The following is a 15,948-nucleotide window of genomic DNA, read 5'->3' on the forward strand; positions in this document are numbered from 1 at the left end:
TTTTTTGGGGTTGGGCTGCTATCACCGTTAAATAAATGGGGTCAGACACGAATATTCCGCGAAACTGACCAGTGTTAACTTTCCGAGGCATATCATGGCCCGCCTTCCCCGCTACGTCATGCCAGGCCAACCCCAGCACATCATCCAGCGCGGCAATAATCGGCAGATCATCTTCGCCGCCGATGCGGATTACCAGTTCTTCCGCGATGCCCTTGTGGGTGCGTCCCGCAAACATGGCTTGCAGATACACGTCTACGTCTGGATGACCAGCCATATCCACCTACTCGCTACTCCGCAATTCGAGAACAGCATCAGCATGGTGATTCAATCCGTTGCCCGCAAGTATGAGCAATATTTCAACTACACCTACCAGCGCAGCGGCACGCGATGGGAAGGGCGCTAGGTGACGAAAAGTTCCAGGCGACGACAGAATTGTTCAGCAAGCGACGCGCAGCTTCCAAAGGAGTTGGCGTCCGAGGAAGGAGAATAATCGTGTCTGACCCCATTTATCCAAAAATTGAATCTAATACAAAGTTCGGTGAAGAGCATGCCGCAGGCGCAAAGGCTCATACGGCAGTAAACTGAGACATCACACGAAACTCTCTGCGGGAGAAGGGCCCATGAAAACAGAAGATCTGTTGCGAGAAATCGAGTCACTCCCTGTGGAGGAGCGCGCGCGGGTAGCTGACTCAGTGCTCAAGAGCTTGAACCCACCAGAATCTGAAATCGACAAGAAGTGGGCTGAAGTGGCCAAACGGCGGCTGGAAGAGATTAAATCAGGTTCTGTTAAGCCGGTATCGGGAGAAGAGGTCTTTGAAGAGGTCTGGAAACGGTTCTCGTGATGCGGTACTCCTTCCATCCAGAAGCCCAAATGGAGTTCCGACTCGCAATCGATTACTACGAGGAACGAGAAAAGACGCTTGGGTATCAATTCGCGACGGAAGTCTACGCTGCGATAGAGCGAACCACCGCGCATCCCGGAATGTAGCCCTTTATTGAAGAAGGCGTTCGCCGCTGTCTTATTCGTCGGTTCCCGTATGGAATTGTGTACCATCACGACGAGAGCAATGACGAATTGCTAATTCTTGCAGTAATGCATCTTCATCGCGAACCGTACTATTGGGTTCATCGAAACTGATGCCGAACAATGCGCTCAACTCGGACTGCCTCGGTCGCTCCGCTCCTTCGGCAGTGAACGATGCGGTTCGTTCCTCACCGCATCCTACAAAACCGCTATTCAGGGCTGGCCAAACGCAGCGCTCAAAGGAAAGTGCCGCCTGTTGGCTGCTTTGAAGGTTGGTTTTTTGATCTGGTTCGGTGGCTTCGTTGAACATCCGTTGGAGGCGTGCCCCTTACCTTTGCGTTGGGCATAACCGGAAAGGTCATCATCATGCCAACAATTTCGATGTTTTACGCATCCTCATTCGAATGTTTTTCTATGATACGGACAAGCACAACGTGCCGCACATCCATGCCGAATATCAAGGCCAAGTAGCCGTTTACTCGATTCTCGACGGAGCCGTTTTGGTTGGAGAGCTTCCACCGAGGAAACACAAACTGGTCGTCGCATGGATTGAAATACACCAAGATGATTTGCTTGCTGACTGGCAATTGGCCGTCAACGGCAAGAAACCGTTCCCGATTCGAGGGCTTGATCAATGAATATTGCGGAAGTCATTCCACAAGATAATTACGTGCTGTACATCAAATCCGAAGATGGAAAAACCGGTTTATTTGACGTAAAGCCATATCTCGGCTCTGAAGCATTCTCACCGTTAAAAGACAAAGCCGAGTTCGAGCGAGTTCACAATGGTCGATATTTTGTCGAATGGGACTGTGGAGCAGATCTATCTGCGGATACTATTCAGGCACGCTGGGAAGCCACATCAACGAGGGATGCCCAACAAAGCGCTCCAGCGGACTCCGCTGATACTCCACCGCTGAGCTAATTCGTTAGGGAACCTCTGAACAAGTGGATTCCGTTCACGGTTCGACAAGCCTGTCCTGAGTCCTTCGACAGGCTCAGGACAGGCCCTTCGACTCGGCTCAGGGCGAACGGCCTACTGAGATAGGCTCTAAATATTTCGCCGATCAGCAGAAAACCAGGGAGCGTCTTTCCAATACTCGCCGTTGTTGGAGGCTGAGCGGCCGGATTGGGCACGAATCACTCGCGCGAGTTCGAAAAAGCGGGCGTTCACGGACGTCCGGTAGTGATCAGGGGGAGTGGCGGCCTTGGCCGAAAACTACGCACTCGAAAACAAACTTCCGGAGCTCGTTCTTGGCTGTCATTCAACATTGAAACAGCAAAGCGTCGAGGTAAAGGATCGGAAAAGAGCCGGCGAGTCCGGTACGTGTCCTCGGGGATCTCCACCGACGAGGAATGCCAGATCGCCCGGGAAACCTGGCCATCGTGCACGGCAGATCGGGCGGGGCGGGGCGGGGCAGGGCGTTAGGCGATACGATAGACAATGTTCTTATGCATATGGGTGCAGCATACCTAGACCCGAGTAAGGCGGCAGCAGTCTCCGGCGATGGCGGCGGAAGTGCCGGATGCGCTTTGCTTAATCCGGCCTACGCGTCCGCAGGGATATTTTTTCCGGGAAATCTCCTAAGGGGTATATTGCTTCTCGCCATCGGCATGGCAACGATGTTGCCGGCACTCTGCCGGGCACTGGACGGAGCAGATGCCGAGCCGTGCCCGGAGGGCGGGGCCGCGTCCGTTTGGACATCGCCGGAAAAGCCGGTGATCGGCGAGCCGCTCAAGCTCATGGTCGTGGCGACTGACGGGCCGGTGAGCGAACTGAGAGCCTTCGCGCCGGATGGCGCTGAACTAGCCTTGGCCGTCACCTGGCGGGGCGGACCTCCGTGGAGCGCGGCCTCCTTCATCGATCACGCCGTCCCTGGAGCCTACCGCATCGAAGCGCGGAGACAGGGCGAGATGGTCGCATGCCGCCGCCTGATCGTCGGCAACGACGCCGAGGCCGGATCGGAGCGCACCGGAGCCGAATGGGACCGGCGGCACGAGGGGCTATATTCCGCCTGGATCGAACGCCTTTTCGATGCGCCGATCGAGGAAAACTACACACTGCCCTCTCTCGAACCGATCCTCAGGAACCCGGAGCGGAACTTCCTTCACGATCACTTCGGCCAGGGCGAGGACGAGAGGCTTCCCGCCACGCCGGACTGCGCGGACCTCCCGTATTTCCTCCGCGCCTACTTCGCCTGGAAGATCGGATTGCCGGTGGCGTTTCGCGCCTGCGATCGAGGAACTTCGCTCAGGCCGCCGCGCTGTGGAACGGCCATCATCGACCAGCGCTTTTCGGCGAAATCGGCACCTGCTTCGGTCTTCAGAGATCTGTCCCGGCGGCTGATGGATACGGTTCACTCGGGGAATGCCCGAACGGCACTCGAAGACGACGGCACGGACTTCTACCCGGTCGAGCTCAAACGCGAAAACCTGTGGCCCGGCACGGTCTACGCCGATCCCTTTGGGCATATCCTGGTCATCGTGAAATGGGTCCCGCAAACGGGCGATCAGGCCGGATTGCTCCTCGCCGTCGACGCGCAGCCGGACAACTCGGTCGGCCGCAAACGCTTCTGGGAAGGCACGTTTCTTTTTGTCGATGACGTGAAGAGCGCGGGTCCGGGCTTCAAATCCTTTCGGCCGCTCGGGAGAGAGGGGCAGGGGCCTCTGCGCCTCCAGAGCAACGCGGATTTGGCGGAGCATCCCTTCATCGCACCCTATTCGGCGGAGCAGGCCGAGCTTCCGGCGGAGGATTTCTACGCGCGCATGATGCGGCTCATCGATCCTGAGGGGCTGGACGCCGAAAAAGCCTACGAATCCGTGCTCGACGCCTTGGTCGAACAATTGGAGACACGAGTTCACGCCGTCGAGAACGGCGAGAATTTTCAGAGGCATCATCCAGGGGCCATCATCCCGATGCCGACGGGGCCTTCGATCTTCGAGACCGTCGGACCCTGGGAGGACTATTCGACGCCCTCCCGGGACATGCGCCTCCTGATCGCCATGGACGTGCTGACACGTTTCCCGGAGCGCATCGTCCGTTATCCCGAGCTTTTCGTGCTCGGCGGACGGGTGCCGGAAATCGTCAGGGAAGAGATCGAGCAACGGCATCGGAAGCTGATACAAGAGCGGCAGGTTGCCTATACCCGGAGCGACGGTTCGACCTGGCGATTGACGGTCGCCGATATCCTGGCGCGGCGGCCGGCGTTCGAGACGGCTTACAATCCCAACGACTGTCCGGAATTCCGCTGGGGCGCCGAACCGGGAACGGCCGAATATGCCACCTGCGTGCGGCGTGCGCCGGCCGATCAGCGCAATCGCATGGAACAGTACCGTCGCTGGTTCCATGAAATGCGCAGACCTCCACGTTAAGGTTCCACATGGCGTTGGATACGGAAATCCATGAACCTCCCCGCTAGGCGCCCCGAACTGGAGCGGGGGATCGGATGGCTTGGCACGGGGGCGATCCTGGCGGGCACCGTGATCGGCACCGGCATATTCCTGGTGCCTTCGACCATAGCCCGCGAGGCGGGCACGGTCTGGGCGGTGTTCCTGGTCTGGCTGGCCGGAGGGCTCCTTTCGCTCGCCGGGGCGCTCAGTTATGCGGAGCTCGGCGCCACCTTCCCGGAAGCCGGTGGGGAATATGTCTTCCTGCGGCGTGCCTATGGCCCCTTATGGGGATTCCTCTTCGGCTGGCAACAGGTGGTCATCGGCAAGACCGGATCGATCGCCAGCGTCGCCACGGCGTTCGCCATCTTTCTCGGTTTCTTCATCCATGATCTCGATCAACCGGTTTGGGGGTCTTCCGTCGCCGGCCTGGATTTCACGCTCACCGGCGTCCAGCTCGCGGCACTCGCCAGTATCCTGGTCTTCACCCTCTTGAATTACGGCGGCGTCGTCCTGGGAAGCGAGGTACAGACCGTCCTGACGCTGCTGAAGGTTGGCGCCATCGTGGCCTTGGCGGCCCTGGGCCTCGCGAGCGGCGAAGGCTCGTGGGAACACTTTTCCGGTGCTGCCACGGCTTCGACCCGGAACGGCATCGAATTCTATGGCGCCGCGCTGGCGGCCGCATTGTGGGCCTACGATGGATGGAACAACGTGACCATGATCGGGGCGGAGATCCGGAATCCTCAGCGCACGATCCCGCGCGTTCTGATCTTCGGCATCATCGGCGTGATGGCCGTCTACCTCTTGATCAACCTGGCCTATTTCTATGTCCTGCCGCTAGCTGCGGTTCAGCAATCCGGGCGCTTGGCCCAGGACATGGCGTCCTCCGCCCTGGGGGAGTGGGGCGGCAGGGCGATCACGGCGGCGGCGATCGTGTCGACCCTGGCTACCCTGAACGGCGCCATCCTGAGTGGCGCCCGTGTGTCCTACGCGATGGCCCGCGACGGGCTGTTTTTCCGGCACATGGGGGAGGTAGATCCCGTGCATCGGACGCCGGCCAAGGCCTTGATCGTGCAGGGCCTCGCGGCGGGCGGCTTGATCCTGGTATTCGGTCGAGACGAGCGGGCCTTCGAGCACCTGTTCAATTACGCGATCTTCGGCATGTGGACGTTTTACGGCATCACCGCACTCGCCGTGATCGTGCTGCGCCACCGTCAGCCGGCACTGCCGAGACCCTATCGGACCTTGGGCTATCCCTGGGTGCCCTTGGCGTTCTTTCTGGTGGCGGGTGCATTCTGCACCAGCCTGGCGATGCATAATCCGCGGGAGACCGGGCTGGGCTTGGCGCTCCTGGCTGGCGGATTGCCTTTTTATGCCTATTGGCGGTTCAGAATGAACGCCGGTTCGGGCGCGGGTCTTGAGTGACGCCGGCGAGCCCGCTCATCCATACCAATGCGATGAACGAACATCATGAACGGATGATTGAAGACCCGGCCGATCTGCTGGGGCCTGGATCTCGTCTTGAGTCGACGGCCCATTCGAGCGCCGACATTTCCTTAATCCAGGAAATAGCCGCCGAAAGGTTCGGGTATGCGGCCCGAGGGCGGGTCAGTGTCAGATTTTCTTACACCTGATTGGGGGTACCAACGCAATAACGGTAATAATCGAGTTTTCTCTCAACTTTCTGCTTCTGTGGTCCCTAGGGATTAGGCGAAACGGAGCGCTGGGAGGGGAATGTCATAGTAACAGTGTCAGGAATTTTTACGGTTTCATCCCCGTTGGCGTGGGCGGGCGTAGGATTAGCGAGGACGGAATGAACGTAACTAATTGGTTGTGAAGATAATTCTTCCTGATGGACGTGCTCTTGAGATGATCGGCGCGAATATTGCTGCGCTCGAAGGTCGGCCATTCCGGTTGTTCTTTACCAATCCAGAGGAGAATAAGGACATGTTCCAGCATTCCGTCATGCGATTCCCGGCGGCAACCTTGCCCAGATTTATCGTGCTGGCTTGCTCCGTCGCGCTGTTCCTGAGCGGGGAGGCGTCGGCCGTACCGTTCGATCCCAACATTTCCATCACGGCCACGGTCGACTTGGACGGTCTCAGTTCTTCCGCGCCGGCGGGATCCACCCAAACCGGGACTTTTTCCCAGGTGATCGGAGGCTCCCTGACGACCTCGACCGTGGACAGCGGTCTCAATCTCACCGGAACCCTGCCCTTGGGCGGCGCCCTGACCGATATCAATGACAGCGTCGGCATCAGCTTCACCGGCACCGGCAACTCCGCTGGCGGCTCCGGATCCTCAGACTTTTTCGGAAATTACGGCGTTACCCTGAGCAATGCCTCGGCGACCGATACCTTCCAGATCACCCTCGGCCTCCAATTTACCAATCAGGTCGATGCCAATGGAGACGACGTGGGCATCGAAGGGGACATCTTTCTGAATGATGGCGTGACGGAAATCTTCTTCAGCGATCTGATTTCCGACACTTTTTTCGGCGACTCAGCCGGCGGCTCGAACGACGGGACCACAGTGGATACACCTTTCGGGCCATTGGGCACCTTCGGTGCGTCCTTGTCGGACAGCGGCACCGTATTGCTCGATTTCCTTCTCAGCCCGGGCGCCATAATAAATCTGACCGGAGAGAACAATATGTTTCTGGCTCTGTTCGATGGCACTTATAGCGCCACCGTCGAGAGCCGGCTCTTTGTCAGCAGCGTGGTGAACCAAACCACGCCGCCGGCCGTTCCCGAACCCGCCACGTTCTGGCTGATCGGAGCAGGCTTAATGGGACTGCGGGCGACACGCCGATCCATCAAAGCAGATTAGACACTCAATCCTGCGAGAACCAACGATGAACACTCTGCACAACAGAATTCGCTCGGTATTGAGAGTCATCCTGTTCGGCGGCATGCTGTCGACCGCCATTTCGGCTTCGGCGGCAGGATCCGAGGACTATCTCGGCTCCATCGACTTTGTCGGTTTCAACTACGCGCCACGGGGTTGGGCCACTTGCGATGGACAACTCCTGTCCATCGCCCAGAATTCAGCGTTGTTTGCGCTGTTGGGCACCACTTACGGCGGCAATGGCCAGACCACTTTCGCCCTTCCCGATTTGCGGGGACGAGTTCCCATGCATATGGGCCAGGGGCCAGGATTATCCAACCGCATTCTCGGTGAAAATGGAGGTTCGGAAGCGGTGACTCTAAACGTCGGCCAGATGCCTGCGCACAGCCACCCCGCAACAACGACAGTTGATACGTCCGGGTTGAAAATCCGGGCAAACACCGGCCAGGCCGCCACCCCCAACCCGGCAGGGAATGCTCTGTCGTCGACCGGCCGTAATAACACCTACAACACGGCCGCGCCGGATGTCGACATGGCGGCGAATTCCGTCGGGGGTACGGCATCCGCGACAACTACCATCGGCACAAGCGGCGGAAGCCAGCCGGTCCAGATCATGCCGCCCTATCTGGTGCTCAACTGCATCGTTGCCCTTGAAGGTCTTTTTCCTTCGCGCAACTGACGTCCGATGGACAGGCGATTCGTTTTCAAGGTGCTTGCAAAAACCCCGGTTCGCCGGGGTCTTTGCTTTGTGGCCGGGTGGTTGGCCGTTTCGACATCCGTTTCTCTCGCGGCGGCCGAAGACTGGTCGGCCCAACTGAAAAAGGCCCAGGAATTGTTGGCCCGGCAGGATTATTCAAGGGCATATGCGGAATATCGGCGACACGCCGAAAAGAAAAACAACCCCCTGGCTCAGTTCACCCTAGCGCTGTTTTACGATCTTGGCTGGGGCCGCCCCAAGGACGCCGCAGAGGCGTGCCGCTGGTATGAGCGCGCGGCCAAGGCCAGGCTGCCAACCGCCCAGCATTTCCTGGGCGACTGCTTGGTGAAAGGCGTTAACGGTCCGACCGACCCGGCCCGCGCGGCCGTCCTCTACGAGGATGCTGCCCAGGGCGGGCACTGGATTTCCCACTGCGCGTTGGCAGAGCTATACCTTCGCGGCACCGGTGTGCCCAAGGACCCGGCCAAGGGCGTCGCGTTGTGCGAACAAGTCGCGGCTCGAGGTATCGTCAAGGCGATGTACGCGACCGCCTTGCTTTACCTGGAGAGCGACCCGGCCGTGCAAGATTCCGCCAAGGGAAGGGCCTGGCTTGAGCAGGCGGCGCAACGGGGCTATGGGGAAGCTCAATATCGGCTCGGAATGATCGAACTCGCCGGCGGCCAGCAGCCAAAAAGTCCGGAGAAAGCCCGCTACTGGTTCGAATCGGCGGCCTCACACGGTTACGGCCCGGCTTATTTCCCAACCGCAGAATTATATTTCACGGCGCCTCGCGACCCCGCCACCGGCAATTTGGCTCCCGAATTTCTCGCCAAGGCGTATACGTGGCTTTCCGCCACCCTCCGGCGGGCGCCTGGTCCTGAAGAAGTGCGACGCGCTTCCGAGATGCTGGAGCAAGTGAACGCCGTTATGCCGGAGACATGGAAGCCCGAACTTGACGAGAGATTAGCCCGCCACTTTGCCGCCTTTCCTCCCCCGTGAGGATCGCTCTTTTTGTCTATATCCTCCTTGAGTCGCCCGAGGGTAAAGCAGTCGTTCAGAAATGGCCGGTATCGGCGAAGGCGAATGACCGTTCAGGCCGGAGGCTGTGTGAAAACGCAAAAATTGAAAATCGGGTGGAGAGGTTCCGCCGAGTTTTGCCTAACGTTCCTGCCGACGTGGAGTTATCGATTCAGAATTTGCTTGTTAGTGACGGATGAATGGAGTGAATTCCATCTCGAGTCGGTTCGCTCGTGAGTTTTCACACAGCCTCGCCGAATTCCTGCCGTTGATCTGTACGAAGTGCGTGGCGGAAAGTGCGGCTCATTGCTGGTGGAATCAGTCAATCCGAGCGGGAAGCGCCCACAACGAGAATTCCGCGCGCCAAGTGCACGTCCTGAGCACGCTCTCGCCTTTGTTAACCATAACGCGTTGCTAGTCGTTTTCCGGTTACAGCCATTGCCAGGCGAATTTTGGGCTAAGTACATTCCGCAAATATTTGCGGAATCTCGACTGATTGGCTTGATTGGCGGGGTTGTCCTGCAGGTTGCCTATGCCGCAAGGCTCCCCTGAATGTACTTAGAGCATTTTCATACCTATTGTACGGGCACTCGCGCGTAGGTCGGGAATCCCTTCCCAATCGCAAACGGGCCTTTAATCGGCCCCTTCCAATCGCAAACGGCGTCTTCGGGAAGGGCGTGGCCGGCGCTCCCGGCCAGGCCGTTTGCGATTGGAGCTCCGAAGCCGCCCTTCCCGACGGTGCCGTTGGGCCAACGGGTTCGTCGGCAAAGGATTGCCGACCTACGACTGTAGCACCCTGTAGGTCGGGAATCCCTCCCAATCGCAAACGGCGTCTTCGGGAGCGCCGAAGCCCCTCTTCCCGACGCCACGTCCCGGCCGAGCGTCTTCGTCGGAAGGGTCGCGACTAAAGCGACCGTTTGCGATTGGGAAAGGATTGCTGACCTACGAATGCTTGAATCCATTTACCCGAGCCGAAGGCGCCAACGACTTTCGCCAAGCCTGTTTTGCCGTACGAGCGCGATGAAAACGCTCTAATGCTGCCGCTTGCTTCTGATCATCGTAAGCAAATCAAGCCTGCAAACTTGCCGACAGACGACAAAATTCCTCAAGAAGCCCCATTGACAAATAAGACGACCGGTCATATTGTTCATGCCCCATGAGAAAACGAGATTCCGCCGAAGTCCGAGAAAAGCTGCTCGACCATGGCGTCATGCTTCTTATGGAGCAGGGCTACCATGGCACGGGAATCCAGGAAATCGTCGAAAGCGTCGGCATGCCGAAGGGGTCTTTCTACAACCACTTTGCCAGCAAGGAAGCCTTCAGTGCAGAGGTGGTCCAGCACTACATCGAGCCGTTCATCAAGCAACTCGACGGACACCTCAATCGCAGGAATGTCAGTGCGGAGGCGGCGCTGAAAGCCTATTTCAAAGAACTCATGGAGGAGACCGAGCGCAGAGACTTCAAAGGCGGGTGTCTGCTCGGCAACCTCATCGGAGAGATAGGCGAAACGAGCGATCTTTGTTCTACCTCGCTGCGCGACGCCGTCCACCGTTATCGCGACAAACTGAAAGAAGGTATCGCTCGCGGGCAAGCGGAAGGAAGCTTCCGAAAGGACCTGACAGCCACGTTCATGGCCGACCTGGTGCTCAATCTCTGGCAGGGCGCTTTGCTTCGCATGAAAATCGAGCGTTCGGTTCAGCCTCTAACGCAGGTCTTCGAGTTTCTTCTCGACGATTACTTCAAAGCCTGATTTTTTTGCCCGTTGAAAAAACGACCGGTCATCTTGTTTTCGTGTCGAGACTGAGAGAAAGGAGAACCGAGATGCTTTATTGACTGATCAAAAGAGAAATGCGCAGAGCCCGAAAACGTTTACCCGACGAGAGTCGATCGATGTCGAAGAAATCCCGCTCCGTCATCCGAAATCTCGGCCCCGATCCGTGACGGGCCCGAAGCCATTGACCGGCGACACGGTCCATGGCGTCTGCATCGCCTTAGAGCCTATCCCAGGAGGTCACAAAACCCTTCGACTCGGCTCAGGACAGGCCCTTCGACAGGCTCAGGGCGAACGGCCTACTAAGATCGGCTCGGAGACGAACACATCATTCGCAAGCAATTCCCAGCCGAACACATGATGAAAAATTCACAGGAGAAAAAAGCATGAAATGCCATCGCTTCACCCGCGCCTCTTTACGAGCATTGAGTTTGAGCGCCCTGAGCGTCTTGGTACCGGCCACGGCAAGCGCTGAACTGCTCGCCATGCTCAACTATGAAAGCAAGGTTGGGCAGCCGAATCGCAGAGAGGGTATTGCGGTCATCGATGTGGACCCGAACTCGCCCACATTCAACCAGATTGTCAAAGATACGCCCTTGCCCCCGGATTTCGTGGCGCATCACATCTATTACAACAAAGACGTGACCAAGGCATATGTCACGTCCCTCGGGCATACCGAGCTCTATGTTTACGACCTCTCGAAATTCCCCGAAGAAAAGACCGTCGTAGCCGTCCCGGATTGCAAGGTGGGAGAGGACATAACGTTCTCGGACGATCGCAAGCACTGGTATCTCAGCTGCATGGGGTCCAACAACGTCATCGTTGGCGATGCCCGGTCGGATAAGCCGATTGCAACGATCGGGAACGACGGAGCTAGCGACAAGTTCATAAAGTATCCCCACGGCGTCATGCTCAATGACGAGCTCGACCGCATCTTCGTGACAAGCACGGTCAACCCCAATGATCTGAACGGTGCCGGCGAGACGGTCTCCGTCATACAAGCGTCTACCCGGAAAATTCTTTCGACCCACAAGCTTTCGTATAAACCCTCGCCTTCCGGGGAAGCGCCGGTCGAAATTGCCTTCATCCCCCATCGCAAGCCCCAGATAGCCTACATAAACAATATGAATGGCGGAGCCTTGTGGACTGCGACCTGGCGTTCGGAGACCGAGGACTTCAGATTTCAGAGGGTATTTGACTTCGCGGAAACCGGCCAAAGTCTCCCGCTGGAAATGGGCTTCAACGAGGAAGTCGACCGCCTCTATATCACTACAGCCAAGCCCGGCGCTTTCAACATTTTCGACATCGCCGATCCTTATAAGCCAAAACTGCTGTCGACGATCCCGACTGCCGGCGGCGCGCACCACTTCGTGCTCTCGCCCGATCATCGCTACGCCATCGTTCAGAACAGCTTCATCAATTTGCCGGAGATGGACGACGGTTCGGTGAGCGTTATCGACTTGCACCAGAACAAGGTGGTCGCGACGGTCGATGTCCTCAAGAAGGCTGGCCTAACGCCGAACTGCATCATCGCGATGCCGAGTTGGTATAAGAGCGATCACTGAGACGAATACGACGCAACCCTTTGCGGATGGCCTATTCCGGGGAATATGACCGCAAGAGCATTTTCATATCTACTGTACGGGCACTCGCGAGTAGGTCGGGAATCCCTTCCAATCGCAAACGGTGTCTCCGGGAGCGCCGAAGCCGCCCTTCCCGACAGTGCAGTTGGGCCAACGGGTTCGTCGGCAAAGGATTGCCGACCTACAAATGCTTGACTCAATTCATCCGAGCCGAAGGCGCCAACGACGTCCGCCAAGCCGGTTTTGCCATACGAGCGCGATGAAAACGCTCTAAGCAGACGCGGACATCCGAATGAGGTTTAACCGGGGAGAGCCGTGGGTTCTCCCCGTTCCATACGGGTAGGCGAGGAGAGGAGGGACATCGGGGAGCAGTCCTCGCGCGCCGACACATGCCGGAATTCGAGAACTGCCCCCATTCACCTGCGGAGGAAGAGATCGACCGTCAAGGCCGCAAACCATGGGCGCGCCTGATTCGCCTTCAGCGGGATTGCGGAGGCGAGCTCGGCGCAGCGGACCGGTCGCCGTTTCTTTTCAGAAAATCCGGGAGCGCGGAGGTGTCTTCCCAAAACAGCAAACCGGACAAGGGCCTGATCGGCTGGGGGTCTGAGGCCATGAGACCCGGGATCCAGTCCGCGGGAATGGCATAGTGTCCGGTCTTGCCGCCCGCGGAGAAGAATGTGGCGAGACCGACCAGGCGGCCGTCCTGGTCGAATATCCCGCTGCCGCTCGCGCCCTGGACGAAACCCGCGGTGGTTTCGATGACCAAGCTGCCGTCATAGGGATGCAAGCGTTCGACACGGCCCTCGGCGAAAGCGATGCCGATAGCTCGGGGATAACCGTACATATAGATCGTTTCGCCGACGGAAAGTACCGATGTGGTGCCCAGACTCGCAACCGGTAGCGACATTCCCGGCGCTTCAAGAATGCACAGATCGTGTTTCAAATCGGCGCGCTGGCTGGCTGCGCGATAGCGTAAAGCGCCTTTCCCGACGACGATCGAATCGGCGTGCCGCGTGACATGGCAGTTGGTCGCCACGCGATCGTAATCGACGACGACACCGGAGCCGACAAAAGCCCTGCCGTCCCTTGGATAGGCCTGGACCTGAACGACGCTGAGCGCAAGCGTGTGATTCACTTCTGCCGCCCAGGCGATGTTTAACATCCAAGGTCCGAGCACGGTAACGATTAATGTGATCTGGCGCATGGGTTTCTTCCTGTTTCCCAGTACTCCGAAGGGAGCCTTTCTGTTTCGAACGTTCGAGCGTACCGGAAGTTTATACGGTTTCCTTTGCCTTTATATCGCCAACGGTTCCCGTGACGGCGACGCGGAAATCGCGTGATTTGGCTCCGAACAGGGGACGATCGTGGCTGCGCTGTTCCGGCGTTGCGTTTCACTGAATGTGGGCTGCGACATCGTTACGCGCTTCGGCATATGCCGGCAAGCTGCCACTCCCTCGCCGGAGGCGCACCAGCAAGTAGCCCGGATGAAACGCAGTGGAATCCGGGAGACTCGAGGCACCGATCGTCCCGGATTCCGCAAAGCTCCATCCGGGCTATGCCGGCTTCACCAAAAGACGGGAAGCGGGGGTGACGAAGGAATGCTTGACCAAATAATGAGAATCATTATCATTCGTATCATGGAGGATGCGTCATCATGGGTTCCATAACTCCCCCGTTGAACGAGAAAGACAGCGTCATGCTTCGAATCAGCGTCGACAAGCTCTCTGAGCTCATTGAAACAGGGAGCCTTTGTGCGACCGATTTTTCCTGTCTCGATCACCAATCCAAAACCACGATACAGGGCTTATTCCTGCGGTTCTGTCTGCATGGATGTCACGCCCATCGAAACGTGCGGGTTGGCCGACCGCCACCCATGACCGATTCGCCCAGTTGAGTGCCGGTCCCGGCAGACCTCGGAAACCGTTCGACCGACGTGTTCCGAGCGAAGGTGAGGGCTTGGGGGAATGGTCGAGCGTGATCGCCCGCAAATGTCCGGGACACGACCAACTTTGGCCAGAGCCGGGGCCATTGCGATAGAGATCGAGATTTGCGCCCGCTTTTACACATGAACGCCCGTGCGTTCCATAACTTAAGGAGAGACCCGTGCAACGAAAAGCTTGTAATACCGAAACCTTGGCCCGGAGCGAAGTCTGCTCGGTCGAGTACTGCCGGAGCTGCGCCGTGTTCCATGTCAATGTCGGCCCCGTCACGGTGCATTTCCGGCCGTCCACTTTCCGAATGTTGTGCACTACGCTGAACGCAGCACTCGCCCGATTTCGACACGTTCGTCCGGTATTGTCGTCCCGTACTGCAAATCAAGACGAGATCATCGACCGTAGTCCGTGAGGAGCAAGCAAACAATCAATACGAAGTAGCAAGGGCGGCGAGAGGAGCGCCATGGACGAAACGATGAGCGGAGTAGGGGCGACTTGGGCGGACGCATCCGTGCTGGAAGGCGTTCGGCGGTAGAGAGCCGAGCCAATGCAGCAGACCGGCACGGACTTCGGCGCCGCCGTCATACACCACGTTCAGCGAACAAGTCCGGCGATTGGTCCGGACCGTCCTCACCCCGTCCATATCCGAGACACGGGCTTCGAACTCATCGACGGCGAAACAAGGATGCGCAAGCCGGGCGAGCCGCAGCCGAAACCGCCGGTAGGTATTTTCAAGAACTTCTAGGTGACACGACAATGAAGCTTGAACACGACTCATCTTCGCCCGGAGCGGGCGTCATCGAACTGGCGGATGAGGACCGTCGCCGACTGCGAGACGCTTTCCGCCAGCTCGAATATCCCAGCTTTGCCGCCCATCTGGCCCACGCCGTCGGCACTCCCGTCGACAAGGGGCTCAAGCTGATACCGCCGCGCTGGCATCGTCGCTTCTCCGGACACTTGCAGGCGGGCATCGGCCGGCTTCTGGAAGCCGCGGTCACCCGCCTCGGGCAGGGGCAGCCTCGCAGCGAACGCTTCTACCGTCGCATGGCGCGGAGCACGGGCGCGATTGGCGGATTGTTCGGCGGTTCCGCATTGCTGGTGGAACTGCCGCTCACCACGTTGATCATGCTCGCGGCCATCGCCGAAATCGCCCGCAGCGAAGGCGAGGATTTGAACCGGCCGGAAACCCGTCTGGCCTGTCTCGAAGTTTTCGCTCTGGGGGGACGCTCGAAGGCCGATGATGCCGCCGATACCGGTTATTACGGTTTGCGCCTGGCTCTCGAAGCCGCCGTCAAACAGGCGTCACGCCACATCGCCGAACAGGGCTTGAGCCGGAACGGAGCGCCGGCCATCAGCCGCATGATAGTCATCGTATCCGAGCGTTTCGGACTGATACTGTCGGAGAAAGCCGCCGCGGAAATGCTGCCCTTCGCCGGCGCGGTCGGCGGCGCCTTCATCAACGACTTGTTCGTCCGGCATTTTCAGAGCATGGCCCGCAGCCATTTCGTCATGCGCCGGCTGGAACGCCGCTACGGGAGGCATTACATCGAGGCCGAGTATCGGAAGCTGAAATCGGTTCGGCATGAGCGCCGGGCAGACCCGCCGGCCATGATGGCGCGGTCCGCATGATGCCAATGAGGACGATTCTCGGAAAATGGTCAAGCATTCCTTCTCGCGCCCACTTTCCG

General features: G+C 58.5%; 15 protein-coding genes. 13 read left to right on the forward strand and 2 right to left on the reverse strand.

Annotation, left to right across the window (positions count from 1 at the left end):
• The first annotated feature begins 94 nt into the window (after nucleotides 1-94).
• Both B2A78_RS05460 and B2A78_RS05465 read left to right on the forward strand, forming a co-directional pair.
• Entirely contained in the window at nucleotides 95-403 is a 309-nt protein-coding gene (locus B2A78_RS05460; RefSeq protein ID WP_077728896.1) for a transposase, read from the forward strand.
• A gap of 217 nt (nucleotides 404-620) precedes the next feature.
• Nucleotides 621-842: an addiction module protein gene (locus tag B2A78_RS05465; RefSeq protein WP_077728897.1), complete on the forward strand. Its 222-nt coding sequence runs from the start codon at nucleotides 621-623 to the stop codon at nucleotides 840-842.
• Nucleotides 843-1,019: 177 nt separating this feature from the next.
• On the opposite strand, the gene B2A78_RS25970 is transcribed toward B2A78_RS05465, so the two are convergent.
• Entirely contained in the window at nucleotides 1,020-1,334 is a 315-nt protein-coding gene (locus tag B2A78_RS25970; protein ID WP_168175352.1) for a hypothetical protein, read from the reverse strand.
• Between B2A78_RS25970 and B2A78_RS05475 the strand changes: the two genes are divergently transcribed.
• From B2A78_RS05475 to B2A78_RS05515, 9 genes are all read left to right on the forward strand, one after another.
• Nucleotides 1,327-1,662, forward strand: a complete 336-nt coding sequence (locus tag B2A78_RS05475) for a DUF4160 domain-containing protein (protein ID WP_240502411.1) — start codon at nucleotides 1,327-1,329, stop codon at nucleotides 1,660-1,662. The two genes, B2A78_RS25970 and B2A78_RS05475, sit on opposite strands and share 8 nt — an antisense overlap.
• The gene (locus tag B2A78_RS05480) at nucleotides 1,659-1,949 is read left to right on the forward strand and encodes a DUF2442 domain-containing protein (protein ID WP_077728899.1); all 291 of its coding nucleotides are present in this window, start codon (nucleotides 1,659-1,661) and stop codon (nucleotides 1,947-1,949) included. Before B2A78_RS05475 ends, B2A78_RS05480 begins: the two co-directional genes overlap by 4 nt.
• 431 nt (nucleotides 1,950-2,380) lie before the next feature.
• Nucleotides 2,381-4,396, forward strand: coding sequence for a hypothetical protein (locus tag B2A78_RS05485; RefSeq protein ID WP_143735076.1), 2,016 nt, complete (start codon nucleotides 2,381-2,383; stop codon nucleotides 4,394-4,396).
• Between the two features lie 30 nt (nucleotides 4,397-4,426).
• Entirely contained in the window at nucleotides 4,427-5,836 is a 1,410-nt protein-coding gene (locus tag B2A78_RS05490) for an amino acid permease (RefSeq protein WP_077728900.1), read from the forward strand.
• A gap of 522 nt (nucleotides 5,837-6,358) precedes the next feature.
• Nucleotides 6,359-7,240 (forward strand): PEP-CTERM sorting domain-containing protein, encoded by an 882-nt coding sequence (locus B2A78_RS05495; protein WP_168175353.1) that lies wholly within the window; start codon nucleotides 6,359-6,361, stop codon nucleotides 7,238-7,240.
• A 25-nt stretch (nucleotides 7,241-7,265) separates the two neighbouring features.
• On the forward strand, nucleotides 7,266-7,937 hold the full coding sequence (locus B2A78_RS05500; protein WP_240502412.1) for a tail fiber protein: 672 nt from the start codon (nucleotides 7,266-7,268) through the stop codon (nucleotides 7,935-7,937).
• Between the two features lie 6 nt (nucleotides 7,938-7,943).
• A complete protein-coding gene (locus tag B2A78_RS05505; RefSeq protein WP_077728902.1) occupies nucleotides 7,944-8,954 on the forward strand; it encodes a tetratricopeptide repeat protein in 1,011 nt (336 codons plus the stop codon).
• 1,174 nt (nucleotides 8,955-10,128) lie between these two features.
• Nucleotides 10,129-10,722 (forward strand): TetR/AcrR family transcriptional regulator, encoded by a 594-nt coding sequence (locus B2A78_RS05510; protein WP_077728903.1) that lies wholly within the window; start codon nucleotides 10,129-10,131, stop codon nucleotides 10,720-10,722.
• A 407-nt stretch (nucleotides 10,723-11,129) separates the two neighbouring features.
• Nucleotides 11,130-12,308 (forward strand): YncE family protein, encoded by a 1,179-nt coding sequence (locus B2A78_RS05515; RefSeq protein WP_077728904.1) that lies wholly within the window; start codon nucleotides 11,130-11,132, stop codon nucleotides 12,306-12,308.
• Between the two features lie 496 nt (nucleotides 12,309-12,804).
• Here the strand turns inward: B2A78_RS05515 and B2A78_RS05520 are convergent, their stop codons facing one another.
• Entirely contained in the window at nucleotides 12,805-13,530 is a 726-nt protein-coding gene (locus tag B2A78_RS05520) for a serine protease (RefSeq protein WP_077728905.1), read from the reverse strand.
• A gap of 1,277 nt (nucleotides 13,531-14,807) precedes the next feature.
• Between B2A78_RS05520 and B2A78_RS05530 the strand changes: the two genes are divergently transcribed.
• Both B2A78_RS05530 and B2A78_RS05535 read left to right on the forward strand, forming a co-directional pair.
• Entirely contained in the window at nucleotides 14,808-15,005 is a 198-nt protein-coding gene (locus tag B2A78_RS05530) for a hypothetical protein (protein ID WP_077728907.1), read from the forward strand.
• An 11-nt stretch (nucleotides 15,006-15,016) separates the two neighbouring features.
• On the forward strand, nucleotides 15,017-15,889 hold the full coding sequence (locus tag B2A78_RS05535) for an EcsC family protein (RefSeq protein ID WP_077728908.1): 873 nt from the start codon (nucleotides 15,017-15,019) through the stop codon (nucleotides 15,887-15,889).
• Nucleotides 15,890-15,948: the final 59 nt, after the last annotated feature.

The sequence above is a fragment of the Methylocaldum sp. 14B genome, assembly GCF_002005105.1.
Taxonomy (GTDB): domain Bacteria; phylum Pseudomonadota; class Gammaproteobacteria; order Methylococcales; family Methylococcaceae; genus Methylocaldum.